This window comes from Pseudomonas frederiksbergensis (assembly GCF_900105495.1).
Lineage (GTDB): Bacteria > Pseudomonadota > Gammaproteobacteria > Pseudomonadales > Pseudomonadaceae > Aquipseudomonas > Aquipseudomonas frederiksbergensis.
In genome coordinates this window covers 3,958,410-3,982,941 of record NZ_FNTF01000002.1, presented here as the reverse complement: position 1 = coordinate 3,982,941, position 24,532 = coordinate 3,958,410, and the positions used below count along the sequence as shown (strand labels likewise).

At 58.3% G+C, this 24,532-nt stretch carries 29 protein-coding genes; 16 read left to right on the top strand and 13 right to left on the bottom strand.

Annotated elements, in window-relative coordinates; genetic code table 11:
- Positions 1 to 9 precede the first annotated feature (9 nt).
- Both BLW70_RS18880 and BLW70_RS18875 read left to right on the top strand, forming a co-directional pair.
- Complete coding sequence (locus tag BLW70_RS18880) at positions 10 to 954, top strand: carbohydrate kinase family protein (RefSeq protein ID WP_074876458.1); 945 nt, start codon at positions 10 to 12, stop codon at positions 952 to 954.
- A gap of 169 nt (positions 955 to 1,123) precedes the next feature.
- On the top strand, positions 1,124 to 1,393 hold the full coding sequence (locus BLW70_RS18875) for a DUF2790 domain-containing protein (protein ID WP_074876457.1): 270 nt from the start codon (positions 1,124 to 1,126) through the stop codon (positions 1,391 to 1,393).
- Between the two features lie 80 nt (positions 1,394 to 1,473).
- On the opposite strand, the gene BLW70_RS18870 is transcribed toward BLW70_RS18875, so the two are convergent.
- Positions 1,474 to 1,743 carry a DUF1652 domain-containing protein gene (locus BLW70_RS18870; protein WP_074876455.1) on the bottom strand — a complete coding sequence of 90 codons (270 nt, stop codon included), beginning with the start codon at positions 1,741 to 1,743 and terminating at the stop codon, positions 1,474 to 1,476.
- 305 nt (positions 1,744 to 2,048) lie between these two features.
- Between BLW70_RS18870 and eco the strand changes: the two genes are divergently transcribed.
- A complete protein-coding gene (gene eco / locus BLW70_RS18865; RefSeq protein WP_074876453.1) occupies positions 2,049 to 2,531 on the top strand; it encodes a serine protease inhibitor ecotin in 483 nt (160 codons plus the stop codon).
- 29 nt (positions 2,532 to 2,560) lie between these two features.
- Complete coding sequence (locus BLW70_RS18860; protein ID WP_074876451.1) at positions 2,561 to 2,866, top strand: NIPSNAP family protein; 306 nt, start codon at positions 2,561 to 2,563, stop codon at positions 2,864 to 2,866.
- A gap of 6 nt (positions 2,867 to 2,872) precedes the next feature.
- Here BLW70_RS18860 and ilvA read toward each other — a convergent pair whose 3' ends face one another.
- A complete protein-coding gene (ilvA, locus tag BLW70_RS18855) occupies positions 2,873 to 3,886 on the bottom strand; it encodes a threonine ammonia-lyase, biosynthetic (protein WP_074876449.1) in 1,014 nt (337 codons plus the stop codon).
- A gap of 248 nt (positions 3,887 to 4,134) precedes the next feature.
- On the opposite strand from ilvA, the gene BLW70_RS18850 reads away from it, so the two are divergent.
- Positions 4,135 to 4,467 (top strand): DUF2834 domain-containing protein, encoded by a 333-nt coding sequence (locus BLW70_RS18850; protein WP_074876447.1) that lies wholly within the window; start codon positions 4,135 to 4,137, stop codon positions 4,465 to 4,467.
- Here the strand turns inward: BLW70_RS18850 and BLW70_RS18845 are convergent.
- Positions 4,448 to 5,371: a magnesium transporter CorA family protein gene (locus tag BLW70_RS18845; protein WP_074876445.1), complete on the bottom strand. Its 924-nt coding sequence runs from the start codon at positions 5,369 to 5,371 to the stop codon at positions 4,448 to 4,450. The two genes, BLW70_RS18850 and BLW70_RS18845, sit on opposite strands and share 20 nt — an antisense overlap.
- A 7-nt stretch (positions 5,372 to 5,378) precedes the next feature.
- On the bottom strand, positions 5,379 to 6,953 hold the full coding sequence (locus tag BLW70_RS18840; RefSeq protein WP_074876443.1) for a RimK family protein: 1,575 nt from the start codon (positions 6,951 to 6,953) through the stop codon (positions 5,379 to 5,381).
- A gap of 92 nt (positions 6,954 to 7,045) precedes the next feature.
- Here BLW70_RS18840 and rimI point away from each other — a divergent pair, with 92 nt between their 5' ends.
- Complete coding sequence (rimI, locus tag BLW70_RS18835) at positions 7,046 to 8,143, top strand: ribosomal protein S18-alanine N-acetyltransferase (protein ID WP_074876441.1); 1,098 nt, start codon at positions 7,046 to 7,048, stop codon at positions 8,141 to 8,143.
- A gap of 17 nt (positions 8,144 to 8,160) precedes the next feature.
- Here rimI and BLW70_RS18830 read toward each other — a convergent pair whose 3' ends face one another.
- Both BLW70_RS18830 and BLW70_RS18825 read right to left on the bottom strand, forming a co-directional pair.
- On the bottom strand, positions 8,161 to 9,312 hold the full coding sequence (locus BLW70_RS18830) for a PQQ-dependent sugar dehydrogenase (RefSeq protein ID WP_074876439.1): 1,152 nt from the start codon (positions 9,310 to 9,312) through the stop codon (positions 8,161 to 8,163).
- A gap of 51 nt (positions 9,313 to 9,363) precedes the next feature.
- On the bottom strand, positions 9,364 to 9,720 hold the full coding sequence (locus BLW70_RS18825) for a hypothetical protein (protein WP_074876437.1): 357 nt from the start codon (positions 9,718 to 9,720) through the stop codon (positions 9,364 to 9,366).
- A 203-nt stretch (positions 9,721 to 9,923) separates the two neighbouring features.
- Here BLW70_RS18825 and ku point away from each other — a divergent pair, with 203 nt between their 5' ends.
- Positions 9,924 to 10,784, top strand: a complete 861-nt coding sequence (gene ku, locus BLW70_RS18820; RefSeq protein WP_074876435.1) for a non-homologous end joining protein Ku — start codon at positions 9,924 to 9,926, stop codon at positions 10,782 to 10,784.
- A gap of 119 nt (positions 10,785 to 10,903) precedes the next feature.
- Here the strand turns inward: ku and lpxO are convergent, their stop codons facing one another.
- Positions 10,904 to 11,803: a lipid A hydroxylase LpxO gene (gene lpxO, locus BLW70_RS18815; protein WP_074880671.1), complete on the bottom strand. Its 900-nt coding sequence runs from the start codon at positions 11,801 to 11,803 to the stop codon at positions 10,904 to 10,906.
- A 496-nt stretch (positions 11,804 to 12,299) separates the two neighbouring features.
- Between lpxO and BLW70_RS18810 the strand changes: the two genes are divergently transcribed.
- The gene (locus tag BLW70_RS18810; protein WP_074876433.1) at positions 12,300 to 13,889 is read left to right on the top strand and encodes an ABC-F family ATPase; all 1,590 of its coding nucleotides are present in this window, start codon (positions 12,300 to 12,302) and stop codon (positions 13,887 to 13,889) included.
- 260 nt (positions 13,890 to 14,149) lie between these two features.
- Positions 14,150 to 15,337, top strand: coding sequence for an MFS transporter (locus BLW70_RS18805; protein WP_074876431.1), 1,188 nt, complete (start codon positions 14,150 to 14,152; stop codon positions 15,335 to 15,337).
- A gap of 18 nt (positions 15,338 to 15,355) precedes the next feature.
- Here the strand turns inward: BLW70_RS18805 and BLW70_RS18800 are convergent, their stop codons facing one another.
- Entirely contained in the window at positions 15,356 to 16,393 is a 1,038-nt protein-coding gene (locus BLW70_RS18800) for an alpha/beta hydrolase family protein (RefSeq protein ID WP_074876429.1), read from the bottom strand.
- A gap of 187 nt (positions 16,394 to 16,580) precedes the next feature.
- A complete protein-coding gene (locus BLW70_RS18795; protein WP_056740026.1) occupies positions 16,581 to 17,192 on the bottom strand; it encodes an FMN-dependent NADH-azoreductase in 612 nt (203 codons plus the stop codon).
- 130 nt (positions 17,193 to 17,322) lie between these two features.
- Here BLW70_RS18795 and BLW70_RS18790 point away from each other — a divergent pair, with 130 nt between their 5' ends.
- Together BLW70_RS18790 and BLW70_RS18785 are read left to right on the top strand one after the other, a co-directional pair.
- On the top strand, positions 17,323 to 18,231 hold the full coding sequence (locus BLW70_RS18790; RefSeq protein WP_074876427.1) for a LysR substrate-binding domain-containing protein: 909 nt from the start codon (positions 17,323 to 17,325) through the stop codon (positions 18,229 to 18,231).
- Positions 18,228 to 18,587, top strand: a complete 360-nt coding sequence (locus tag BLW70_RS18785) for an MmcQ/YjbR family DNA-binding protein (RefSeq protein WP_074876425.1) — start codon at positions 18,228 to 18,230, stop codon at positions 18,585 to 18,587. Before BLW70_RS18790 ends, BLW70_RS18785 begins: the two co-directional genes overlap by 4 nt.
- Here the strand turns inward: BLW70_RS18785 and BLW70_RS18780 are convergent.
- Together BLW70_RS18780 and BLW70_RS18775 are read right to left on the bottom strand one after the other, a co-directional pair.
- Positions 18,584 to 19,012: a DUF1294 domain-containing protein gene (locus tag BLW70_RS18780; protein WP_074876423.1), complete on the bottom strand. Its 429-nt coding sequence runs from the start codon at positions 19,010 to 19,012 to the stop codon at positions 18,584 to 18,586. The genes BLW70_RS18785 and BLW70_RS18780 overlap by 4 nt on opposite strands.
- A complete protein-coding gene (locus BLW70_RS18775) occupies positions 19,009 to 19,839 on the bottom strand; it encodes an undecaprenyl-diphosphate phosphatase (RefSeq protein WP_074876421.1) in 831 nt (276 codons plus the stop codon). Before BLW70_RS18775 ends, BLW70_RS18780 begins: the two co-directional genes overlap by 4 nt.
- 294 nt (positions 19,840 to 20,133) lie before the next feature.
- Between BLW70_RS18775 and BLW70_RS18770 the strand changes: the two genes are divergently transcribed.
- Complete coding sequence (locus tag BLW70_RS18770; protein WP_074876419.1) at positions 20,134 to 21,768, top strand: methyl-accepting chemotaxis protein; 1,635 nt, start codon at positions 20,134 to 20,136, stop codon at positions 21,766 to 21,768.
- Here BLW70_RS18770 and BLW70_RS30890 read toward each other — a convergent pair.
- Positions 21,749 to 21,931: a hypothetical protein gene (locus tag BLW70_RS30890; protein ID WP_174553768.1), complete on the bottom strand. Its 183-nt coding sequence runs from the start codon at positions 21,929 to 21,931 to the stop codon at positions 21,749 to 21,751. The two genes, BLW70_RS18770 and BLW70_RS30890, sit on opposite strands and share 20 nt — an antisense overlap.
- 122 nt (positions 21,932 to 22,053) lie before the next feature.
- Here BLW70_RS30890 and pnuC point away from each other — a divergent pair, with 122 nt between their 5' ends.
- The gene (gene pnuC, locus BLW70_RS18765; protein WP_074876417.1) at positions 22,054 to 22,617 is read left to right on the top strand and encodes a nicotinamide riboside transporter PnuC; all 564 of its coding nucleotides are present in this window, start codon (positions 22,054 to 22,056) and stop codon (positions 22,615 to 22,617) included.
- Entirely contained in the window at positions 22,614 to 23,138 is a 525-nt protein-coding gene (locus BLW70_RS18760; protein WP_074876415.1) for an AAA family ATPase, read from the top strand. Before pnuC ends, BLW70_RS18760 begins: the two co-directional genes overlap by 4 nt.
- A gap of 132 nt (positions 23,139 to 23,270) precedes the next feature.
- Here BLW70_RS18760 and BLW70_RS30360 read toward each other — a convergent pair whose 3' ends face one another.
- Complete coding sequence (locus BLW70_RS30360) at positions 23,271 to 23,492, bottom strand: hypothetical protein (RefSeq protein ID WP_139273397.1); 222 nt, start codon at positions 23,490 to 23,492, stop codon at positions 23,271 to 23,273.
- Between BLW70_RS30360 and BLW70_RS18755 the strand changes: the two genes are divergently transcribed.
- Together BLW70_RS18755 and BLW70_RS18750 are read left to right on the top strand one after the other, a co-directional pair.
- Positions 23,470 to 23,907 carry a hypothetical protein gene (locus BLW70_RS18755; RefSeq protein WP_074876413.1) on the top strand — a complete coding sequence of 146 codons (438 nt, stop codon included), beginning with the start codon at positions 23,470 to 23,472 and terminating at the stop codon, positions 23,905 to 23,907. The two genes, BLW70_RS30360 and BLW70_RS18755, sit on opposite strands and share 23 nt — an antisense overlap.
- Before the next feature lies 1 nt (position 23,908).
- Entirely contained in the window at positions 23,909 to 24,481 is a 573-nt protein-coding gene (locus BLW70_RS18750) for an adhesin (RefSeq protein ID WP_074876411.1), read from the top strand.
- The last annotated feature ends 51 nt before the right edge of the window (positions 24,482 to 24,532 follow it).

Below are 24,532 nucleotides of genomic sequence, written 5' to 3'. Positions count from 1 at the left end.
TAAATAACTATGTACCTGGTGTGTGGCGAAGCGCTGTTCGATTTCTTCAGTGAAGAGGACGCCAGCGGCCTGGCGTCAAAAGTGAATTTCAAGGCGATTGCCGGCGGCTCGCCGTTCAACGTGGCGGTGGGTTTGCGTCGTTTGGGGGTGGATGCGGCGCTGTTTGCCGGCCTGTCCACCGACTACCTCGGTCGGCGCTTGCAGCAGGTGCTGCAGGATGAAGGTGTGCGCCCGGATTACCTGGTGGATTTCGCAGCGCCTACGACTCTGGCGATGGTGGCGGTCGGGGCCAATGGTTCGCCGCATTACAGCTTCCGGGGTGAAGGCTGCGCGGATCGTCAGCTGAAAACCGAGCATCTGCCAGAACTGGGATCTGAAGTGCGCGGCCTGCACATCGGTTCGTTTTCGCTGGTGGTACAACCGATTGCCGACACGCTGTTGGCCTTGGTGCAACGGGAAAGCGGTAAACGCTTGATCAGCCTGGACCCCAACGTGCGGCTCAATCCTGAGCCAAGTATCGATCTGTGGCGCTCTCGGGTTGCCACCTTGGTTGAGTTGGCCGACCTGATCAAAGTCAGCGATGAGGATTTGAGCCTGTTGTACCCCGAGCAGGATCCGCAACGGGTCATTCAAGGCTGGCTGCAGCATCGCTGTCAGTTGGTATTTCTGACCCGTGGTGGCGAGGGGGCGACGGTGTTCAGTCGTGCCCATGGTTCATGGTCGGTACCGGCGAGTTCAGTGAAAATCGCCGACACCGTGGGCGCGGGCGATACGTTTCAGGCGGCATTGATTACCTGGCTGACGGAGCAGCAGCTGGATTCGGTTGAGGGCGTGCAGCAACTGAGCCGTGAGCAGATCGACGGCATGCTCAAATTTGCAGTGCAGGCGGCAGCGCTGACCTGCAGTAAGACCGGGCCGGATTTGCCGTATCGCCATCAGTTGGATCTTCGCTGAGGCTGATGGCCTCCTCACGACAGGCGGCATTCAGTCGGGTTAACCATTGCTTAACCTCGCGGTCCAAAACTTTACTGGACCGCACGCCCTCAGAGTTCTCTGACGCCCAGTGCGGCAGGTTCGACGCTTGAACGTCGAGCTTACTTCAAGCCTGCATCGGAGATCGTTCATGAACATGCGCACCTTGCTGGTTACCAGCGCTCTCGCCTGCACCGCGTTTGCCGGTCTGGCCCAGGCCAATGACACTTCGAGCTCCCAGGCGGTGCCATACCACTATGGTATGCCGCTGCACGTGGGCAAGGTCATTGCCTTGACCGAACCGTCGACACAGGACTGCCAAGTGGTCACAGCCGACATGAAGTACATCGATAGCACCTCGGGCAAACCTGCTCAAATCTCATACCGTAAACTTTCTGACGCCTGCAGTTATCAGAACTGATTGAACGGTCTGATCGAACTGGCGCTGGGTCTGGTGATTTTCCAGACCTGGCGTGCGTCGGTGGAATTCGAAGCCGCGGGTTAAAGCGCTTTTCTGTCTGGATGCAGGGCCTGGGCCATGGTTTGGTGCTGCATGTCAGAGCGCAGCCCGGCGATCAGGTCATTGATTTCGCGGCAACCATTTAGCCTCTTGGCATTTATTCCGGTCACCATGAGATCGAGATGGTCGGTTTCCCGATCGGAATACACCTTCACGGTCATCGACAGGTCCGGCGACAGCGTGCATTGACAACGTTTCGGCAAAAAACTGCTTTCAATGATATTGCGAAGTTCCAAGGCAGAAAGAAACATGGTGACCCCTCTCCTTAAAGTGAGACTGCCAAACGACACTATCGAAACTGACGCAAGGAAATCCCCCGATCAGCTTAAGACCAGCTACAGCATAAAATACGCCTTGGATTTCGCACTGCAGCTCATCGGTAAATCAACGATTTAGCGAAACTAGTGCCAAACGGCCTCATGCGACCTGCAAGGCCGGCCCATTGTGCCGCTGGAATTGGCACACCTCCTTGAGTTTGCATTCACAGCTGACGGCAGTAAGAATGCGGCCTGGCAATCAGTATCTGCTGACACCACTCACAAGCAAGGAGGCAATCATGGGTTCGTTGATCCACATCAATACCGTTGGGCTAATAGTTGCTGGCCTGTCGTTCGCTGCGCACGCCGCGAAACTCGAAGAGGTCGCCCCATTCCCCAAAGCTGACAGCGGTTTCACCCGCCAGGTCATTCACCTTGCCCCACAGACTCAGGAAGACGGCTACCAGGTCGAAATCCTCGCCGGCAAAACCCTGGCCGTCGACTGCAATCGCCAACGCCTGGGTGGCATTCTCGAGGAGAAAAACCTCGAAGGCTGGGGCTACCCGTTCTACCGACTGGAAAAAGTCATCGGCCCGATGAGTACGCAGATGGCCTGCCCGGACGGCAAGAGCAAAAAGGACTTTGTACCGGTGGTCGGTGACGGTTTCCTGCTGCGCTACAACAGCAAACTGCCGATCGTGCTCTACGTGCCTAAAGACGTCGAAGTCCGCTACCGGATCTGGTCGGCGTCGAGCAAGGTCGAGAAAGCCGTCCAGGAATAACCGTTCTATCCCGTTACAGGAGCGCCAATTTGATTACCTGCCACGTCAAATATGTGATCGATCCGTATCAACTCAGCGAGTTCGAAGCCTACGCCAAAGCCTGGCTCGGCATCGTCGAACGTTTGGGTGGTACGCACCACGGGTACTTCCTGCCTTCCGAGGGCGCGAGCAATATCGCCTACTGCCTGTTCAGCTTTCCTTCGCTGGCAGATTACGAAAGCTACCGGCATATCGCGATGACCGACGCCGAAAGCGCCGCGCTCGTAGCTTCGCTGGTCGAAAAGAAGTTTATCGTCAGCTATGAGCGGACCTTCCTGCGCCCGCTGCTGGCCTGACACCGCTCACGCCGGGACGTCGCTCAATGCGGCGCGCTCGGCCACATGACGCAAACTGTCGAAATTGATATTGGCGCCCGAGTCGATCGCGACCAGCGTCTGACCACGGGCGCCGGTCTGCGCTACGTATTTCTTGATGCCGGCCACGGCCAAGGCGCCGGAAGGTTCGGTGATCGAGCGGGTATCGTCGTAGATATTCTTGATGGCGGTGCAGAGTTCGTCGTTGCTGACCGTCAACACTTCATCGACGCAAAACTGGCAGACCTCGAAACCATAAGCACCGATCTGGGCGACGGCGACACCGTCGGCGAAAGTGCCTACGCTCGGCAGGACAACTCGCTCGCCAGCCTGTAATGCCGCGGATAAACACGCGGAATGCTCCGACTCGACACCGATGATGCGGACTTCAGGTCGCAAGTATTTGACATACGCTGCAATGCCCGCGATCAAGCCACCTCCGCCCACCGGGACAAAGATTGCATCCAGCGGACCTTGATGCTGACGCAGGATTTCCATGGCGACGGTGCCCTGACCGGCGATCACATCCGGGTCGTCGAAAGGCGAGACAAAGGTGCGACCGGTTTGCCGTGCCAGGTTCAGCGCATAGTCCAGGGCAAACGGAAAACTCTCGCCGTGCAGCACGGCGTCAGCCCCCCGACTGCGAACACCGAGCACCTTCAATTCCGGTGTCGTGCGCGGCATCACAATGGTCGCGGCGATCCCCAATTCACGTGCTGCCAGCGCTACGCCCTGGGCATGATTGCCCGCCGAAGCGGTGATCACGCCGCATGCCTTTTGCTCATCGCTCAACTGCACCAGTTTGTTGTAGGCACCGCGGATCTTGAAGGAAAAGGTCGGTTGCAGGTCTTCGCGCTTGAGCAGGATCTGATTGCCGAGCGCCTCGGACAACGCTGGCGCCGGTTGCAGCGGCGTACGCACCGCGAGCTCATACACGGGCGCGGCGAGGATCTTTTTCACGTAATGCTCAAGCAAGGTTTGCTGGGCTGTGCTGCTGCTCATGGTCGTCTCCTGACGTTGATCGAAAACCCAGGAGGCAGAAAGTAAAAACCCGCCTCTAGGGCGGGTTGGGTGCTGCAGTCGTGAGCTAGCCCGCCAAATAAGGAATGGCGGTAATAATGCTTGGCTGGCAGCGCAATACAGTGGAAGTCATGCCCGGAAATTAGCCGGGCGTTGATGGCAAGTCAATGGCCAATTTTACTCGGCCTCTGTAGGCTGGCGACTCTACTCATCATCCCAAGGAAGGAAACATGAAGTCTGTCGCCCTGCCCCTCATTGCCTTGATCGCGTTCGCCGGCTACACCGTTTCGGTGATGCTGCAAGCCGAACAGTCATTGATCGATTTCGGCATCGGCCTGATGTCGCGCCCCGACACGGCGCAGGTGGTGATTGATTTGTACCTGCTGGCGACGCTCGCGGGCATCTGGATGTACTCGGATGCGCGCAAGCGCGGATGGTCGGGGTGGTCGGTGGTTCCCTACCTTTTGATCACCGCTGTTTTCGTCTCCATCGGGCCGCTGGTATACCTCGTGGTCCGTGGCCTGCAGGATCGGAGAACGGCCGTCACTTCGCCAACCGTCTGAGCCCCAGCACCATCATTCCAGCCCCCACTATCATCGCGCTCAGAAACAGCGGATACGAAACCCACCATGGCACGCCCGCCGTCATCATGCTGAACTCGGACATGCCGCCGATACTTGCAATCAGGTTCAGCGGCAGAAACACCACATTGATCAACGTCAGTTTGCGCAGCAGGTTGTTCATGCTGTTGTTCATCAGGTTGCCCCGGGCGTCGATCAGCCCGGAGAACACTGTGGAGTAGATTTCCGCCTGCTTGTAGCACTGGTTGTTTTCGATGATCAGGTCGTCGATCAGGCCAATGGCTTCGGCGCTGAAATGTTCCTTGGCGGCGTGATTGCGCAACCGGGTCAGGACGGCGCCGTTGCTGTGAATCGCGTTGATGTAATAGATCAGGCTTTCGCTGAGGTTGAACATCTGGATCAGGTGCTGGTTCTGCATCGACGCGTTGAATTTCTGCTGCAACTCCCGGGCAACCAGTTTGATCACCTTCAGGTGGCCCAAGTAGTGATGGATGTTGTTGAACAACAGGTCGAGCAACACATCCAGCGGCGTGTTCAGAGGTTGGCGCAGGCCGAGGCCGCTGAGCGGCGAGTCGTCGGTGGCGATCACCAGCAAACGGTGCTCGGAAAACAGCAAACCGCAGGACGACACTTCAAAAGCCAGGCTGCCGGCACCGGAATAGTTTTCCGGGCGTTTCCAGATCAGGAACAGGTTGTCGGGGTGAAACTCGATGCGTGACACCTCGTCGGGGTCCAGGGCCGAGGCCAGGGCGTGTTCATCGAGCTTGAAATGGCTGTGCAGCAAGTCCCGCTCGGCGGCGTCGGGGTTGCTGAAGAGCATCACTTCGGCGTCCAGCCGTTCGACTTTGTGCAGGGCGCCGTGGATCAGTTGAAAGCTCTTGATCATCGGCCGCTCACCAGGCCTGGCCGCGGCGCTTGAGTTCAAGGCGACGGACGAACTCTTCCAGCACCAGTGAATACAGATCGTCCTGCAAGTAAGCGTCTTCGATACCGGCGTCCATGTTGGGGTTATCGTTGACCTCGATCACCACCACTTTGTCGCCGGATTGCTTGAGGTCGACACCGTAGAGGCCATCGCCAATCAGGTTCGCGGTCTTCACCGCCAATTCCACCACCGCCCGCGGCGCTTCGTGAACCGCCAGGGTACGGCATTCACCGTTGATGTCCTGACCCTTGGCCTTATGGTTGTAGATCTGCCAATGGCCCTTGGACATGAAGTACTGGCAGGCAAAAATGGGTTTGCGGTTGAGCACGCCGATGCGCCAGTCATATTCGGTGTAGAAGAACTCCTGAGCCAGCAACAGCACCGAATGCTCGAACAGTTCGGCCGTGGCTTCGAGCAAGGCCTGCTGGCTTTCGACCTTGATCACGCCCCGAGAGAAACAGCCGTCGGGGATCTTCAACACCAACGGGAAACCGAGGCGCTCGCCGACCCGCTCAAAGTCTTCCGGTCGCTCTTTGTAGAGAATCTCGGTGGCGGGCATGCCTAACTGATGACTCTTGAGCAGATCGGTCAGGTACACCTTGTTGGTGCAACGCAGAATCGACGCCGGATCGTCCATCACGACCAGCCCTTCGCTCTCGGCTTTCTTGGCGAACCGGTAGGTGTGGTTGTCGACGCTGGTCGTCTCGCGGATCAACAGACCGTCGTATTCGGCAATACGTGCGTAGTCCTTGCGTTCGATCAGCTCGACGTCGATGCCCAACGTTTTGCCAACCCTGACGAAGTTGTCCAGCGCCTTGGCATTCGACGGCGGCAACGCTTCCTGGGGATCGTGCAGGATGGCCAGGTCATAACGGGCCACACGGCGGGAGCGCGGTATTCGCCAGATCTTGCGACTGAAACTGTCGAGTGAGTGGGCGAACTGATCTTCCTGATCTTCGCGTAACTTATGCAAGGCACCGGACTTTATCCCGTCAATATGCCAGCCGTTAGTTCGACGAAACTCAACTAACAATATCGGACACGGGAAGACTTCAAACAACTGTCGCGCCAGATCCTGTAACGGCTCGATATGAGTCTTGCCAAAGTACAGCGTCAGGGTAAAACCTTCGGTGTCACTGTAAAGATGATGACTGAGGGCTTTTTCCAGGGTTTTATCCAGATCATCCAGGGCCAGGCCATACAAGGACTTTCGAGTCAGTTCGCTGATGGTCCGCACCGACGGAATTACCTTGTGTCCGCGGGCTTCGGCCAGCAACGAGCAGTAGTAGCCGTGCCCCAGGTATTTGTAGCTGCGGCATAGGTTGATCACCTGGACCCGCTTGCCCCGCTCGTCATCACGGGTTTTTTCGAGATATTCCTGTGCCGTCACGATGTCTTCACTGGGGAAGTAGGAGGCCCAGTCTTCCTTGCGTTCGACGATGATAATCAACTGGCTGGTAGTTCTAACACCGTCATTTAAATAAGTTGCCGCCGGCAAAGTTTGCTCGGATACTTCGCGCCAATGACCCTGTACCGCTGACATAGTGATTGATCCGTTGGAGAACAAGACCTTTCCTATTAAGCACGAACTTTTTAGAAAGTCCCGTTTCGTTACGTAACTTTTACGGTGGTCATATGAATCTGGTTTTTCGCTTGGCGATGGTTGAAGACTTGCCAGCACTGCTGGAACTCGAACAACACTGTTTCACCACGGATCGGCTTAATCGTCGCAGTTTTCAATGGATGATCACCCGGGCCCACGGGCAACTGCTGGTGGCCCAGCGTGGCGAGCACTTGGTCGGTTACGCCGTGGTGCTGTTTCACCGGGGCACTTCGCTGGCGCGCCTTTACTCGATTGCGATCGCCACCGACGCGCGCGGCAGCGGCCTGGGCAAACAATTGCTCCAACGCATCGAGGCCTGCGCCCTTGAGCACGACTGCGCCTACCTGCGACTGGAAGTGCGCATCGACAACCCGGCAGCCATCGCTTTGTACGAGCGCAATGGTTACCGACGCTTCGCACTGATTCACGATTACTACCAGGACCATACCGACGCGCTGAGGCTGGAGAAGCGCATCCTCCAGCACCGCGACTCTCGCAACATCAAGGTGCCCTGGTATCAGCAGACCACCGATTTCACCTGCGGCCCGGCCTGTCTGCTGATGGGTATGGGCGCACTGCAAGCGGATCGCGTGCTGGAGCGGCGCGAAGAACTGCAGATCTGGCGCGAAGCGACCACCGTGTTCATGACTTCCGGCCATGGTGGCTGCAGCCCTCAAGGCTTGGCGCTGGCGGCATGGCGACGGGGTTTTGGGGTGCGTTTGCAATTGAGCATGGCCGGGCCACTGTTTCTTGATGGCGTACGCGATGCGCATAAAAAAGAGGTAATGCGGTTGGTACACGAGGAATTCACCACGCAGCTACAGGAGACTGATGTGGAGCGAGTGATCGGCGGACCACTGAACCTTGCACGGTTACTGGACGGTGGCGGACAACCGCTGGTGTTGATCAGCAGCTATCGACTGACCCGTTCCAAATCGCCGCATTGGGTGATCGTCACCGATTGCGATGAAGAGTTCGTCTACCTGCATGACCCGGATGTCGATCACAGCCAGCATCGCCAACCCATGGACTGCCAGCATCTGCCGGTCAGCCATGGCGAATTCGACAAGATGAGCAGCTTCGGACGAGGCAAGTTGCGCGCGGCAGTGGTTCTGTACACCCGATCATGAGCGGCTACAGGGATGCGTTACTTGAGGCCGATCCTGTACAGGCCGCCGTCGTCCTCATCGGTCAGCACATACAAATACCCGTCCGGGCCTTGCCGCACATCGCGAATGCGCTTGTTGAGTTCGCTCAGCAATCGCTCTTCGTGAACGACCTTGTCGCCATCGAACTGCAAGCGAATCAACTCCTGGCTCACCAGCGCGCCGATAAACACATTGTGCTGCCAGGCTTTGAAACGGTCAGCGTCATAGAACGCCATACCGCTGAGGCCGGGGGACTTTTCCCAGACGTGGCGCGGGCCGACGGTGCCTTCGGCGGTCTTGCCCGTGGCTTCCGGAATCGGTTGGCCGGAATAGTTGATGCCATGGGTTGCCATCGGCCAGCCGTAATTCTTGCCACGCTCGATGATGTTGATTTCATCGCCTCCCTGGGGACCGTGTTCGTTTTCCCAGAGGGTGCCGGTCCAAGGGTTGAGCGCCGCGCCTTGCGGATTGCGCTGGCCGTAGGACCAGATCTCCGGGCGTACGCCAGCCTGACCGACAAAAGGGTTGTCATCCGGCACCCTGCCGTCCGGGTAGATCCGCACGACCTTGCCTTGCAGCTTGTCGAGGTCCTGAGCAGTCGGACGGTCATTGTTCTCGCCAAGGGTGATGAACAGATAGCCGTCGCGGTCAAACACCAGGCGCGAACCAAAGTGGTTGCCGACCGAAAGCTTGGGTTCCTGGCGGAAGATCACGTTGAAATCCTTGATGGCGGTGAGGTCGTCAGAGAGACGCCCACGCCCGACTGCCGTCCCGGCCCTGTCGCCCTCACCGCCACCTTCGGCATAAGACAAGTAGACCGTGCGGTCTTGCTTGAAGTCGGGCGATAACGCTACATCTAGCAAACCGCCCTGCCCCTTGGCCCAAACCTTTGGCACGCCACTGAGCGGAGCGGAAAGTTTGCCATCGGCGCTGACCACCCGCAGGTTGCCGGGCCGTTCGGTCACCAGCATTCCTTGGCGATCGGGAAGAAACGCCAAGGCCCAGGGATGTTCAAGCCCCTTGGTCATGGTCGTCACCTCAAGGGTGCCCTGTTCGCTTTTGAAGTTCTGGGTCGGCGCCGCGAAAACCGGCGCGGTGACAGTGATCAGTGCGCTGGCACACAGTGTGGCCAGAAGGGTTTTACGCAACATGCACGATTCCTTTTGTCGTTCGAATGGCTGGCAAGAACACTATCGTGCCGTTCAACGGTTGCTGGTGTTTGCGTCTCGATGAGGTGGATTGGGAATGAATTTCGGTGGAGTGGCGGGAGGCGAGCGATCCTGGGGATAGCGGTTGCCGATGCCACCATTGTCCAGCGTCGGAGGGCGAGGCACGGGCACTGTGTTTGGCCCACGAATGACCGGCGCGCCGGGTTGCGTGCCTTGCATGCTGTTGGGATTGGCCCGGAGAATCGGGCTGTTGTAAGGATTGCTGGAGTTGCCCGTCGGGCTCTGGGCCAACAGCAATGAAAAAGGTGGCGATGTGGTGTCAGCCTGGACCAGATTGCTCAGCACGCCACTCAGTGCCAACGCGGTGCAGCCGAGCACAAATCTGTTCATGGGGGAGCCTCTCGACATCAGGGGGATTGGAACTTCGATATCACGCTACGCCCGGGGTTCGGTTTTGTTAACTAAAACCTCCTCGGCAAGATGTAACACGAAGTTGAGAACGCCGTTCATCCCCCACTGGACCAGGCCGCAAGCCACTGAAACTTTTACGCCAGGACACAGGTCACCTGAACATCACTCGCGAGAAGACGACCATGGCACGGGCAATCTGGAAAGGCGCGATCAGTTTCGGTCTGGTGCATATCCCTGTGGCACTGGTCTCGGCGACGTCCTCGCAAGGGATCGATTTCGACTGGCTCGACAGCCGCAGCATGGACCCGGTGGGTTACAAGCGCATCAACAAGGTCACCGGCAAGGAAGTGACCAAGGAACATATCGTTAAAGGTGTGCAGTATGAAAAGGGCCGGTATGTGGTCCTCAGCGAAGAGGAAATCAAGTCGGCGCACCCGCTGTCCACCCAGACCATCGACATCTTTTCTTTTGTCGACAGCGAGCAGATCCCCCTGCAAAACATTGATACGCCCTACTACCTCGCGCCGGACAAACGCGGTGGCAAGGTCTATGCGCTGTTGCGCGAAACGTTAAGCCAAACCAATAAAGTCGCCCTGGCTCATGTTGTGCTGCACACGCGCCAGCACCTTGCGGCTTTGATGCCGCTGGAGTCGGCGATGGTATTGGTGATGCTGCGCTGGCCTGCCGAAGTGCGAAGCCTGGATACGCTTGAGTTGGGCAGTGAAGTCACCAAGCCCCAACTGGCCAAGGGTGAGCTAGAGATGGCCAAACGACTGGTTGAGGACATGAGCGCAGACTGGAGCCCCGAGGATTATCGCGACAGTTTTGAAGACAAGATCATGGCGCTGGTGGAGAAAAAGGCCAACGAAGGAAAAATCGAAGCTGTCGAAACGGCAACTGGTGAAGAGGAGCGTAAGACGGCGGATGTTATCGATCTGACCGAATTGCTTAAACGCAGCCTCGGCGGTAAGAGCACGGGTAAAACGAAGCCCGCTGCGAAACCCGCCGTAAACAAAAAAGCCACGAAGACTTCTCGTGGCTGATTGAAAGTTTGCGGTGAATATTACTGCCCCATCGCGAGCAGGCTCGCTCCCACAGGTGATCGCGATTAACTGTGGGAGCGAGCCTGCTCGCGATGGCTTTATACGCCGCAACAGATCATTCAGATCAGTACAAAAATCGCCAGCAATCCGCCAAAAATCGCCCACTTTTCGAGGTAGTAGAGCTTGCGGTTACGCTTCTTCAACGCTTTGCCACGCAGGCGAATCTTGTAGACCTTGGCGAACAAGCGGTTGAGACCGCCGGTCTTGTCACCCGCATCGTTCGGCGCGCCCGCCGCCGACATCACATGACGGCTGAACCAGCCATTGAACGCCGCCGCCCAGCGATACTTCAACGGCCGCTCAACATCGCAGAACAGAATGATGCGGTTCTGCCCGGTGGTGTTTTCGGCGTAATGAATGAAGGTCTCGTCGAACATGACCGCCTCACCGTCGCGCCAGTGGTAGTTCTCGCCATCGACGTTGATGTAGCAACCGGCATCGTTCGGGGTTTCCAGGCCCAGGTGATAGCGGTAGGAACCGGCGTACGGATCGCGGTGACGCACCAGCTTCGAGCCCGGCGGCAGCTCGGCGAACATCGCAGCCTTGATCGAGCCGATGCTTTGCACCAATTCGGTTGTGCGCGGGCAAAGTTTCATCGCCGATGGATGGCTGTCGCCGTACCACTTCAGGTAGAAACGCTTCCAGCCCGTCTTGAAGAACGAGTTGAAGCCGACATCGTCGTATTGATTCGAGCGCTTGATCTCCCCGGCCCTGAGCAGGTTCTGGCCCTCGGCGCGAATTTCTTCCCAATGGTCCTGCAACGGAGTGAGATCGGGAAAGTCGGCCGGGTTGAGAAAAGGCTTGTTGGGGATTTTCGAGAACATATAAAGGAAGCAGTTGATCGGCGCCAGAAACGTCGAGTGGTCGCTCAGTTGGCGCCCCAGCTTGTGGCGCACACGTCCGCGCAAGTGGACGTACGCGATGGATACAACATATATAGCGGCAATGATCAATTTCACAAAAATCGTCACACGTCAGAAGTGAACAAACTGCGTCCCTTGCCGATCGATCGGCCCGAGGGTCTTGTGCAGCGTCTGAATTAACAACAGCGGTCCTGAATGGCCCGTTCTTGAGCCTGCGCCGTCTGTCGGCAGCAGGTGACAGATGGCATTTTAGCCACAGTTTGTAACCAATAGTTATCCTTCAGATGTGAAAAACTGTCCACTGATGCTGCCAAAGTGGCCGTGCGGCCTTAACGCCCTATCGTTTAAAGAGCCAGACCAGTACAATCGCCGCCAAACATTACGCGCCCCCCTTGGTTGATGACGGGAATGAACCCCGTCTCAGCGCACTTCGACTCGGGCCAAGCGCTCCATATGCTGCTGTCCACTTATTGCCAGATGGACCTTCCGCTTCTGACCGGGATGCATTTCCTATGGTTCGAATACCGGAAACGGGTACTGAATCGGTACTGCCGCACCCCTAGCTACTCTGAATGCTTCGCAGGAAAAACCTTTGATCTCTACAGCTAACATCACGATGCAGTTCGGCGCCAAGCCGCTATTCGAAAACGTTTCGGTCAAATTCGCCGCGGGCAACCGCTACGGCCTGATCGGCGCTAACGGTTGCGGCAAGTCGACTTTCATGAAAATCCTCGGCAACGATCTTGAGCCATCCGGCGGCCAGGTCATGCTCGAGCCGAACGTGCGTCTGGGTAAATTGCGCCAGGACCAGTTCGCCTACGAAGAATTCACCGTGATCGATACCGTGATCATGGGTCACGAAGAGCTGTGGAAGGTCAAGGCCGAGCGCGACCGTATCTACTCGCTGCCGGAAATGACCGAAGAAGACGGCATGGCCGTTGCCGAGCTGGAAACCGAATTCGCCGAAATGGACGGCTACACTGCCGAATCCCGTGCTGGCGAACTGTTGCTGGGCCTGGGTATCGGCATCGAGCAACACTTCGGCCCGATGAGCGAAGTGTCCCCAGGCTGGAAACTGCGCGTATTGCTGGCCCAGGCGCTGTTCTCCGATCCTGAAGTGTTGTTGCTCGACGAACCGACCAACCACCTGGACATCAACACCATCCGCTGGCTGGAAAACATCCTGACCCAGCGCTCCAGCCTGATGATCATCATCTCTCACGACCGTCACTTCCTGAACAGCGTGTGCACCCACATGGCTGACCTGGATTACGGCGAGTTGCGCCTGTTCCCGGGCAACTACGACGAGTACATGACCGTGGCGACCCAGTCCCGCGAGCAACTGCTGTCGGACAACGCCAAGAAGAAAGCGCAGATCTCCGAACTGCAATCGTTCGTCAGCCGCTTCTCGGCCAACGCCTCGAAAGCCAAGCAGGCCACGTCCCGCGCCAAGGCGATCGACAAGATCCAGCTGGCCGAGGTCAAGCCTTCGAGCCGCGTGAGCCCGTTCATCCGTTTCGAACAAACCAAGAAGCTGCACCGTCAGGCGGTCATCGTCGAGCGCATGGCCAAAGGCTTCGACGGCAAGACCCTGTTCAAGGACTTCAGCTTCCAGGTTGAAGCCGGCGAGCGCGTGGCGATCATCGGCCCGAACGGCATCGGCAAAACCACCTTGCTGCGCACCCTGGTCAACGAACTGACCCCGGATGCCGGCACCGTGAAATGGACCGACGCCGCGGAACTGGGCTACTACGCCCAGGACCACGCGCACGACTTCGAAGACGACTGCAACCTGTTCGACTGGATGGGCCAGTGGACCCAGGGCGGCGAGCAAATCGTTCGCGGTACCCTCGGCCGTATGCTGTTCTCCAACGACGAGATCCTCAAGTCGGTCAAGGTCATCTCCGGTGGTGAGCAAGGTCGCATGCTGTTCGGCAAGCTGATCCTGCAAAAGCCGAACGTGCTGATCATGGACGAACCGACCAACCACTTGGACATGGAATCCATCGAGGCGCTGAACCTGGCGCTGGAGAACTACCCGGGCACGCTGATCTTCGTCAGCCACGACCGTGAGTTCGTATCGTCGTTGGCTACCCGCATTATCGAACTCAGCCCTAGCGGCGTGATCGACTTCAGCGGTACCTATGACGACTACCTGCGTAGCCAGGGCGTTGTGTTCTAAAAAGCTGCCGAAACTGAAAAGCCCTGTCCTGGTGACGGGGCTTTTTGCATTTCAGGGTCTGATCGTTCCACGCTCTGCGTGGAAATGCCTCAACGGACGCTCCGCGTTCGGCTTCTGATGGGACGCGGAGCGTCCCGGGCTGCATTCCCACGCAGAGCGTGGGAACGATTGGCTCAGGAGAAAGTAGTTAGCCTGCTTTCTTTTATTTTGCGCCCACGCCATGATGCGGTTCTCCTACCGCCGCCCGCGAACGAGCCCTCATGTCTGTGCAGCAGCTGCCACCGCAAAGCTCCCTGGCGATCACCCTGCAGATCGTCTCCATCGTCTTTTATACCTTTATTGCCTTCCTCTGCATCGGTCTGCCAATTGCGGTGTTGCCGGGGTATGTCCACGAGCAGTTGGGTTTCAGCGCGATCATCGCGGGGCTGACCATCGGCTCTCAATACCTGGCCACCCTGCTCAGCCGCCCGATGGCCGGGCGTCTGTCGGACAGCATCGGCACCAAGCGGGCGATTGTTTACGGGTTATCGGGGATTGTGCTGAGCGGCGTGCTGACGTTGATTTCAACGTTGCTGCAAAGTCTTCCGTTACTGAGCCTGTTGATCCTGATCGCCGGCCGCTTGTTGCTGGGGATTGCCCAGGGCCTGATCGGGGTCGGCACCATCAGTTGGTGCATGGGTCAGGTGGGCACGGAACATACCGCGCGATCGATCTCCTGGAACGGCATTGCCTCCTACGGCGCCATTGCCATCGGTGCGCCGCTTGGCGTGGTGATGGTCGGTGAACTGGGATTCGCCAGTCTTGGGATCGCGCTGTCGGTGCTGGCGCTGGCGGCGTTGGTGCTGATCCGAAACAAACCCTCGGTGCCGGTGATTCGCGGCGAGCGCCTGCCGTTCTGGGCGGTGTTCGGGCGCATTGCGCCGTTCGGCGCGAGCCTGAGCCTCGCCTCCATCGGTTACGGCACGTTAACCACTTTTATTACCCTGTATTACGTCAGCCGTGGCTGGGCCGGCGCGGCTTACTGCCTGACGGTGTTCGGCGTGTGTTTCATATTGGCGCGACTGTTGTTCATCTCCAGCATCAGCCGTTTTGGTGGATTCACCTCGGCCATTGCCTGCATGAGCATTGAAACGGTGGGCCTGGTGTTGCTGTGGCTCGCGCCTTCGACCGGTTATGCGCTGATCGGCGCAGGCCTGACCGGGTTCGGTCTGTCGCTGGTGTATCCGGCGCTGGGGGTCGAAGCGATCAAGCAAGTGCCCAATTCCAGCCGCGGGGCGGGGTTGAGTGCTTACGCGGTGTTTTTCGACCTGGCGCTGGCGATTGCAGGGCCGTTGATGGGCGCCGTGGCGTTGAACCTGGGGTATTCGTGGATTTTCTTCAGTGCGGCGTTGTTGTCTGTAACTGGTCTCGGACTGACGTTGTTACTGAAACGCCGCGCAATGGCCTGACACTCCTACAAGGATTTCTTATTGATCGGCAGTCTGCATTCCGGCGCGGGTCGGCTTGGCCAGTGCGTGTGAGAAAAAACGCCCGGCTTCGGAAATCATGTTGCGATGGATGTCTTTGCGATCGACGCCATCGGCATCGGTACACAGCGCCGGCATGGCGATGATCTGCTCTTCGTTGCACGGCGCCAGGAACACAAAGTGCCCTGCCCCCGCCAGCAACTTGAAGTCCGGTGCAATCGGCAGTTTGCGCGCCAGGGCGGCGGCATTCTTGTCGAACGCCACCAGTTTGTCGCCGTCGCCGCTGTAGAGCAGCACCGGCACATGTACGTCGGCCAGGGTATGGCGGCCAAACTTCAGGCTCAACGGCGCCATGAGCAGCAAGGCGCGAACCCGCGGGTCTGCCACCGGTTGCAAGTCATCACGATCCGCAATCAATTCGCCTTGGGTGTTGCAGGCATCGCGGTCGTCCGGGCGCTCCTGACAATAGCGGCGCAGACGGTCCAGGTCGGGTGTCGCGCCGGACAGAATCAGCGCCGTCTCCCCGCCCGCCGAATAACCGATTACACCGATCTGATCGGCATTGACGAAGGGCGCGAGCATTCGGTCGCCCAGCGTCGCGGTGATGGCTTCGGAAATCTGGATGGGCCGACCGTAAAGGTTACTCAACGTACCGAGGCGGCTGTGGTCCTTGGAGTTGTCACCGGGATGGATCACCGCCACCACCACAAACCCTTTGCGTGCCAGCGACGTGGCGAGGTCGTGCAAGGCCAGCGGGGTTCCGGTGTTGCCGTGGGACAGCATCAGCATCGGGAAACGACCGATAGCGACTCGCGTGTCTTCGCCCGCTTCGACCGTGTAGCCCTCGAGGAGGCTGGAGTGTTCCTTGTCGCTGGAAGGATAGAAGGCGATGGCGCGCATCGGCTGCAAATCCAGAGGGTCAAGGAAACTCATCTCATGGAAGCCGACGCTCCAGTGAGGATGCGGCGCAGGCGCGGCGTGCACCGAGTTCAGGCTGCTGAGCAGGCAAATCAGCAAGGTTGCACAAAGACGCACCATGGAAGGTTCCACCTGGCTACTGACCGGGGACGTTAACCCTCGACTGCATGACTCGGGCCACTATTTAATGAAATTCCAACAGCAAGAAACAGCCAGAAACAAAAAACTCCGTATCTGGCACTTGCGTGATCAGAATACAGAGTTTTTTGAGTGCTGCTCGAGCTGTTTGATTTTCTTTACAAAGGCCTTACGCGGCGGCGAACAACTGCTCGCTGATTTGCGTGTGCGCGTCGCTCATGGCTTTGGTGCGGACTTCGTCACCGTAGGCAAGGCCATGGGCACGGACGAACTCGAGGTCGGTGATGCCGATGAAGCCGAACAGCACCTTCAAGTACTCTTCGTGAGCCACGCCAGTCGCTTGACCGGCATGCAGGCCACCGGAAGTCGATACGATGACGACTTTCTTGCCACCGCACAGGCCTTCAGGACCGGCTTCGGTGTAACGGAAAGTCTGACCGGCGACGGCGATGCGGTCGATCCAGGCCTTGAGTTGGGTCGGGATGGTGAAGTTGTACATCGGAGCTGCAATCACCACGGCATCGGCGGCGAGGAACTCGGCCAGGGTGGTGGCACTCAACTCGGCTTCGTGCTGCTGGGCGGCATTGCGCAGTTCAGCGGTGGTGCCGGCGGCGACCAGGGTCGTGGCGGAGAAATGGCTGATGGCATCGGCGGCCAGGTCGCGGTAGGTCACCACGGCCGTCGGCTCGGCGGTTTGCCAGGCTTTAACGACTTCGCTACTCAGCTGACGGGAAGCCGAGTTATCACCAAGAATGCTCGAATCGATATGCAGCAGTTTCATGGGGGGATCTCCAGGTGAGGATCGCTACGTGGCGATCTGATGGGGAGAATCCTACAGGCGAAACCAATAGCTGATTAGACTGCAACGATGCGATAGTTCGTCCCACTGATAGAACAATCGAGCGCCCACCATGCAAGACCTCAATGATCTTTACTACTTCGCCAAGGTGGTTGAAGCCGGAGGTTTCGCCGCGGCCGGGCGTTTGCTCGGCATTCCCAAGTCGCGATTGTCGCGGCGCATCGCCGAGCTGGAAGAGCGCCTCGGCGCGCGCCTGCTGCAACGCACCACCCGACAACTGAAGCTGACCGCCGTCGGTGAACGTTACTTGCGGCACTGTCAGGCAATGCTGCTGGAAGCCGAAATGGCCGACGAAGCCGTGGCCAGTATGTCCAGCGAACCTCGCGGGCGGTTGCGGGTGTCCTGCCCCGTCGGGTTGGCCCACGAAATTCTGCCGACAGTGATCAGCGATTTCCTTGAGAAGTATCCTCAGGTTCAGCTTGAAGTCATGTTGCTCAACCGCCGCGTCGACCTGGTGACCGAGGGCGTCGATGTGGCGTTGCGGGTGCGTGATTTGGGCGATGAGGATCCGCTGTTGGTCACCCGACGTTTGCGCCAGGCGCAGATGGCGATGGTTGCCAGCCCCGGTTTTTTGCAAGGACGTGAAATCAATCACCCCGAAGACTTGAGAAACCTGCCCGTGCTCGGTGCCCTGGAAGCTGATCGCCTGGTGCATATCCGCCTGCTCGACCAACAGGGCAAAAGCTGCGACCTCACCCTCGAAGCGCGATTGGGCATCGATGACTTTATCGTGCGCAAGGCCTGCACCCTCGCCGGCCAGGGCTTTACCATGCTGCCGATGATGTACTGCGAGCAGGAACTGCAAGACGGCTCGCTGGTACAGTTGCTGCCCGACTGGTCGTTGCCTGGCGGCTGGCTGCAAGCGGTCTACCCTCATCGGCGCGGAGTGATGCCGGCCGTACGCGCCTGGCTCGACCATTTGATCGAATCATTCAATGCCTGCGGGGACCGACTGATATGAAAGCTGGACGTATGAGCGAAGAAGATGTCGCGCAATTCTGTCTCGCGCTGCCGGGTGCGCGGGAAGACTACAAGTGGGGTGGCGTAAGGGTGTTTTCGATTGCCGGGAACAAGATGTTTGCCTTGCAGAATCTGCGGGGCGATTCCCTGGCCTTCAAGGTCGACAAGGACTTGTTTCTCGGTCATTGCGACCGCCCGGGAATTCGCCCGGCGCCGTATCTGGCGCGGGCTCAGTGGATCATCATGGAAACGCCCTACCCGCTGGGCCGTGAAGAGCTGCAAGGTTTGTTGCAGCGTTCCCATCAATTGGTGGTGAGCAAGTTGCCCAAGCGCACCCAGGTCGGGCTGCTGCTTTAAAACAGCGCCAGCAGATTTGCACCCAGAAACAATTGATCGATCCAGAACACCTGATGCATCAGCACGATGCTCCAGAACACCAACTGATACGAGAGCTTGCGCGTCTTGTGACGGAACAGCTGCTGCGCCAGCAAGGCGCCCGGCCAGCCTCCGGCAAATTCCACCGCATGCAACACGTTTTCCGGCGTGCGCCAATGGTCAGAGCGTGCCTTGCGCTTGTCGCTCCAGTACAGCAAGAACGCCAGCAGGCTGACGACCCCGTAAGCCACCAGGGGAATCACCGAAACCCCACGCAGCCACAACGAGATCGAGCCAAACAGCGGCAACGTGCACAGGACCGCAAACACCAACAGTTTCAGCTGGAGATTGCGAATCACTCCTGAGGGCTTGCGTCCGGGGTTGTTGCGCGTGCTGCCATCATTCATGGCTTGACCGCCGTCCAGTCGACCCAGCCGAACTGCCAGGTGGCCAGGATGACCAGGCCGAACGCGATGCGATACCAGGCGAACGCCGCATAGCTATGGCTGCCGATGAACACGAGCAAGGCTCTGACGGCAATCATCGCGAAGATGAACGCCGTGACAAAACCGATCGCGAACACCGGAAAATCAGACGGAACGAACAGGTCGCGATACTTGTAGCCCGAGTAAACCGCCGCAGCGACCATGGTCGGCATCGCCAGAAAGAACGAGAACTCGGTAGCGGTCTTGCGCGACAGCCCGAACAACAAGCCACCAATGATCGTGGAGCCGGAGCGTGACGTCCCGGGAATCATCGCCAGGCACTGGGCGAAGCCGACTTTCAGGGCATCTTTCCAAGTGATGTCGTCAACAGTTTCGGCATGCACTTCATGCTGACGCTTTTCGGCCCACAACATGACGATCCCGCCCACAACCAACGCCGTCGCGACAGTGATCGGGTTGAACAGGTACTCGTGGATCAAATCGGAAAAAATCACCCCAAGTACCACGGCCGGCATGAACGCAATCAACAGGTTCGCGGTAAAGCGTCGAGCGCTCGGCTGGGTCGGCAAACCGATGACCACATCGAAGATCTTGCGGCGGAACTCCCACACCACCGCCAGAATCGCCCCCAGCTGAATGATGATGTTGAAAGCGATGGCCCGTTCGCCACCGAAATTGAGCAAGTCCGCCACGATGATTTGGTGACCGGTACTGGAAATCGGTAAAAACTCCGTCAGCCCTTCTACCACCCCAAGTATCAACGCCGAAAAGGCAGTCCAAAGATCCATCAATCCCCCAAGAAGCAATGCGCTACGGCATGCCCCATTAATATTTTTTCACAACGTTGACTGCGGTCAGCGTCGCTGCTGCGCCGCACGCATAGAATCCGGACGAAACCATAAAAATTCCGTGAAAAATCGACTTGGATTCAGGTTTTTCCGCGCGGGGCCGAAATCCTATCAGACAAGTCTGATTAACGCTGCCGCGTTGTTGGACTTGGGTCGGATATGACCGATTGGCAAAGTGTGGTTGGATGCTGGCGATCATTTTTTACAAGAAAAAGAAACCGGAGTGACAGCGTTATGAACAGCTTGCGCAGTATGTCGATCAGCCGACGCTTGTGGCTCATCTTGATCGTGGCCGTCCTGATGCTAATGACGTTGGGCGTCTTGATGCTCAAGCAGATTCACGATGACCTGTACCAGGCCAAGGCCCAGAAAACCCAGCATGTGGTGCAAACCGCCAGCGGCATTCTGACTTATTACCATGGCCTCGAAACTGCCGGCACCCTCACTCGCGATGCGGCGCAGAAGCAGGCACTGAGCGCCGTTCGCGGTCTGCGTTATGACCAGAATGACTACTTCTGGATCAATGACCTGACGCCGGTGATGATCATGCACCCGGCCAACCCGAAACTCGACGGCCAGAACCTCTCGGCGATCCGCGACCCGGACGGTTTTGCCCTGTTTAATGAAATGGTCGCCGTCGCCAAGTCCAAGGGGGCCGGTACCGTCGACTATCGCTGGCCGAAACCGGGCGCGAGCGCTCCGGTAGAAAAAACGTCCTACATCAAACTCTTCGAGCCCTGGGGTTGGATAATCGGTTCCGGCGTGTATATCGATGACATGCAGGCCGAGTTCTATGGTCAGGTCTGGAAGGCCACATTCGTGGGGCTGGTGATTGCGCTGATCATGGCGCTGCTGGTCATCCTGATCGCCCGCAGCATCGTGCGTCCCTTGCAGGAAACCGTGAACGCCATGGCCAACATCGCCAGCGGCGAAAGCGACCTGACCCGCAGCCTCGACACCCATGGCCAGGATGAAGTCACGCAACTGGCACGCCACTTCAACGCCTTCACCGCCAAGCTGCGGCTGGTGATCAGAGAGCTGCAAGTGTCTGCCAGTGCCCTCGGCCAGTCTTCCAGCGAACTGGGCAACGACGCCGCCCAGGCCCAGCAACGCAGCCAGCAACAATCCCAGCAAATGGAACTGGTGGCCACAGCCATTAATGAAGTGACGTATGGCGTCCACGACGTCGCGAAAAACGCCGAGCACGCCGCCAGTGAAATGCGCGATGCCGAGTCTCAGGCGCAGCAAGGCCAGGTCAACATCGATGGCAGCCTGCAACAGATCGACAAACTGTCGTCGACCATCGATCAGGCAGTGGACGTGATTCGTACCCTGGCCGCCGAAAGCACGCAGATCGGCAGCGTTCTCGAAGTGATCCGTTCCATCGCCGAGCAAACCAACCTGCTGGCCCTCAACGCAGCCATCGAAGCTGCTCGCGCCGGCGAGCAAGGTCGCGGTTTTGCGGTGGTGGCCGATGAAGTGCGACTGCTCGCTCAGCGGACCCAGAAGTCCACGGCCGAGATCCAGTCGATGATCGAACGCCTGCAAAGTCACTCCGAAGCGGCGGTCAAAGTGATCGGCGACAGCAGCCGTGCATCGCAGTTGACCATCGAGCAGGCCGGCCTGGCCGGCGCCAGCCTGAATGCCATTGCCCAGGCGCTGCGCAACCTCAACGGGTTGAACGCCTCCATCGCCAGCGCGACCTTGCAACAGGCGCATGTGGTCGAGGACATCAATCAGAACGTCACCCAGGCCGCCGGTTTGTCCCACAGCACTGCGCTGGCCGCCGAACAGTCGAGCGTGGCCAGCGTCCACCTGAAGGAATTGAGTGAGCAATTGAACGGGCTGCTCAAGCAGTTCCGGGTGTAACGACGCCGAGCCTGCGTTCGGCGGTGTAGCAGCTGTCGAGCAGCGCGAGCCTGCGTTCGGCGGTGTAGCAGCTGTCGAGCAGCGCGAGGCTGCGTTCGGCTGCAGAGCAGTCGTCAATCCTGCCTGCGAGTTTTTTCTGATGCACCGCGGTGTCTGATTTCACGACTGCTTCGCAGCCGAACGCAGCCTCGCGCTGCTCGTCAGCTGCTACAGGGGATGCCGGTTCTACTTGGCCGCGCCTGCCGTTACAATCGCCCCCTCTTCGACTTTCCCCAAGGAACCTCCATGTCCGGGCTTGAACTGTTTGCCGCTGCCCTCGGTGTCATTGCCGTCTGGTTAACGGTCAAACAGAACCCTTGGTGCTGGCCGATCGGTCTGGTCATGGTGCTGCTTTATAGCTGGATCTTTTTTGAGGTAAAGCTCTACTCGGACATGCTCCTGCAAGTGATCTATGCCGCATTGCAGCTCTATGGCTGGTGGCAGTGGACACATGCGGGTGGCGCGCGACATGGTCGGCAGGTCAGCCTGCTCGACGGTAAATCAGTTGCTATCAGTCTGGCCATTGGCGCGGTCGGCAGTCTGTTGCTCGGCGCTGCAATGGCGAACTGGACCGATGCTGCACAACCCTGGCTCGATGCGGCACTCACTGGCTTCAGCCTGGTGGCGCAGTTATGGATGGCGCAAAAACGCGTTCAATGCTGGCCGTTGTGGTTCACCCTGGACATAATTTTCGTCGGGCTGTTTATCTACAAAGGCCTGTACCTGACTGCCGGGCTCTACGCGCTGTTCGCCGTGATTGCCGTGCAAGGCTGGCGGGAATGGCGGGCCGATCTGGCGCTGCGCACATGAAAGTCCTGGTACTCACAGGCCCCGAGTCCAGCGGCAAGAGTTGGCTGGCAGCCGAGTTGCAACAGCATTTCGGCGGGATTCTGGTAGACGAATATGTACGCTGGTTCATCGAACAAAACCCACGAGACACCTGCCTCGCCGACATTGCGCAAATCGCTCGCGGACAGCTGAAATGGGAAGACGAGGCACGCGCCGGGCTGCCGCATTTGCTGATTCTCGACACGCACTTGCTGAGCAACATCCTCTGGAGCCAGACCTTGTTTGGCGATTGCCCGACGTGGATCGAGCAAGCCTTGCTGGCACGGCACTATGACCTGCATTTGCTGTTGAGTCCCGAAACCGTGGCCTGGCATGACGACGGACAACGTTGCCAGCCGCAACTGGCAGAACGTCTGGCATTTTTCCAGGCCAGCCGCCAATGGCTTGACCTGCACCATCAACCTTTCCAGGTGCTGCAAGGTGACTGGCAACAACGCAAGGACGCAGCATTCGAGGCTGTGACGCACTTGCTCAACACCTGAGCGCCCCCCACCGCTCTGCCGCAAATGTCCATTACTGAAACACCCTCCCCCGAGCAAACCCGCGTACTAAAGCGGTTCAAGCATTCCCGCAAGAACATGTTAAGCCACCGATACAACCTGCCTTCTGCGCCGTTAGCGAGCAAATGCCGCCAGCCTGGGCGGCATTTTCACGTAGCGATGTCTCGGCGGCGTTACAAACTTTTTTGACTCTATCAACAAATAAAGCCAACTAACTGTTTTCAAAAGAAAAACCAAAACCGGCACACCTTCTGCTCTCTCCCTCGCAACGCTGATAAGGGCCAGCGTTCCACTTACAGAAGGAATTGCCGCCGTGGGGAAACGTGATAACAGCATTTATGGCCTCCTGCTGATCGGATGCGCACTGGGCTCAAGTGTCTGCATGCCCGTACAAGCTGACAACGGCATCATTATTATCAAACGTGATGTCCAACCGCGCATGGCAACGCGTGCTCCGATAATTCCCGATCCTAGCCCCACCACCGTCAACGCCAACCCGTCCAAACAAATCATCAGTCAAACGAATGAGTTGAGCGACGGCGACTTTGCCGGTGTTGCCAGTGGTGCAGGCATCTCCCGCCTGGTCACTCAAAACACCAACAACCTGGGCGGCAATATCAGCAACCAGACCCAGCTTTCCAACCTCCCCGCCGGGCGCTCTGGAAATGCCGGAAACGGTATCGCCAACATGGTCAATTCAAGCGTCCAGCAAGGCCTGGGTGCTCTGAAAGTCATAACGGGAGACCGTTAAGATGAATCGTACGCTGCTGATTATTGCCATGTTTTGCAGTGCATCGACCTTCGCCCAATCTCCCGTCATCAATAACGCCACCATCGACGGCTCGGGCACGCAGTACCAGGGCAACCTCGCGGTCAACCAGGCTGCCGGCGATCTACAGCAACAGGCTAACGCCCGGGCCATCGCCGCTGGCCATGGAGCCAATGCGACCACGCAGATTCGCCAACGGCTGCGTACGGTGGTCGACCCCAGGATCGATGCGCGATCCAGCATTCAAGGCGACTCCTTCAGCCAGGGCAACGGCGTTCTGGGCGTCAACCAGAGCGCGGGCGCCAGCAACCAGCAGGCCAATGCCCTGCGTATAAGCATCGGCACACAGCCGCAAAGCATCGACGACAGCGTCCTCAGGCAACAGAACGTGGCGCTGATCATCAACTCCGATCCAACTGACTCTGCACCAGGCTATCGCCAGGTCGCTACCAGCGATCAGGCCTTCACCGGTAGCCGTGGGGTGATCCAGTTGAATCAGAGCGCAGGGGTGGGAAACCGAACGGCCAACACCCTGAGCGTACGGGTCATGGATTGACCCAAACAGGTAGGTACAACACTTAACCTAAAATAAGTACGGAGAACCACC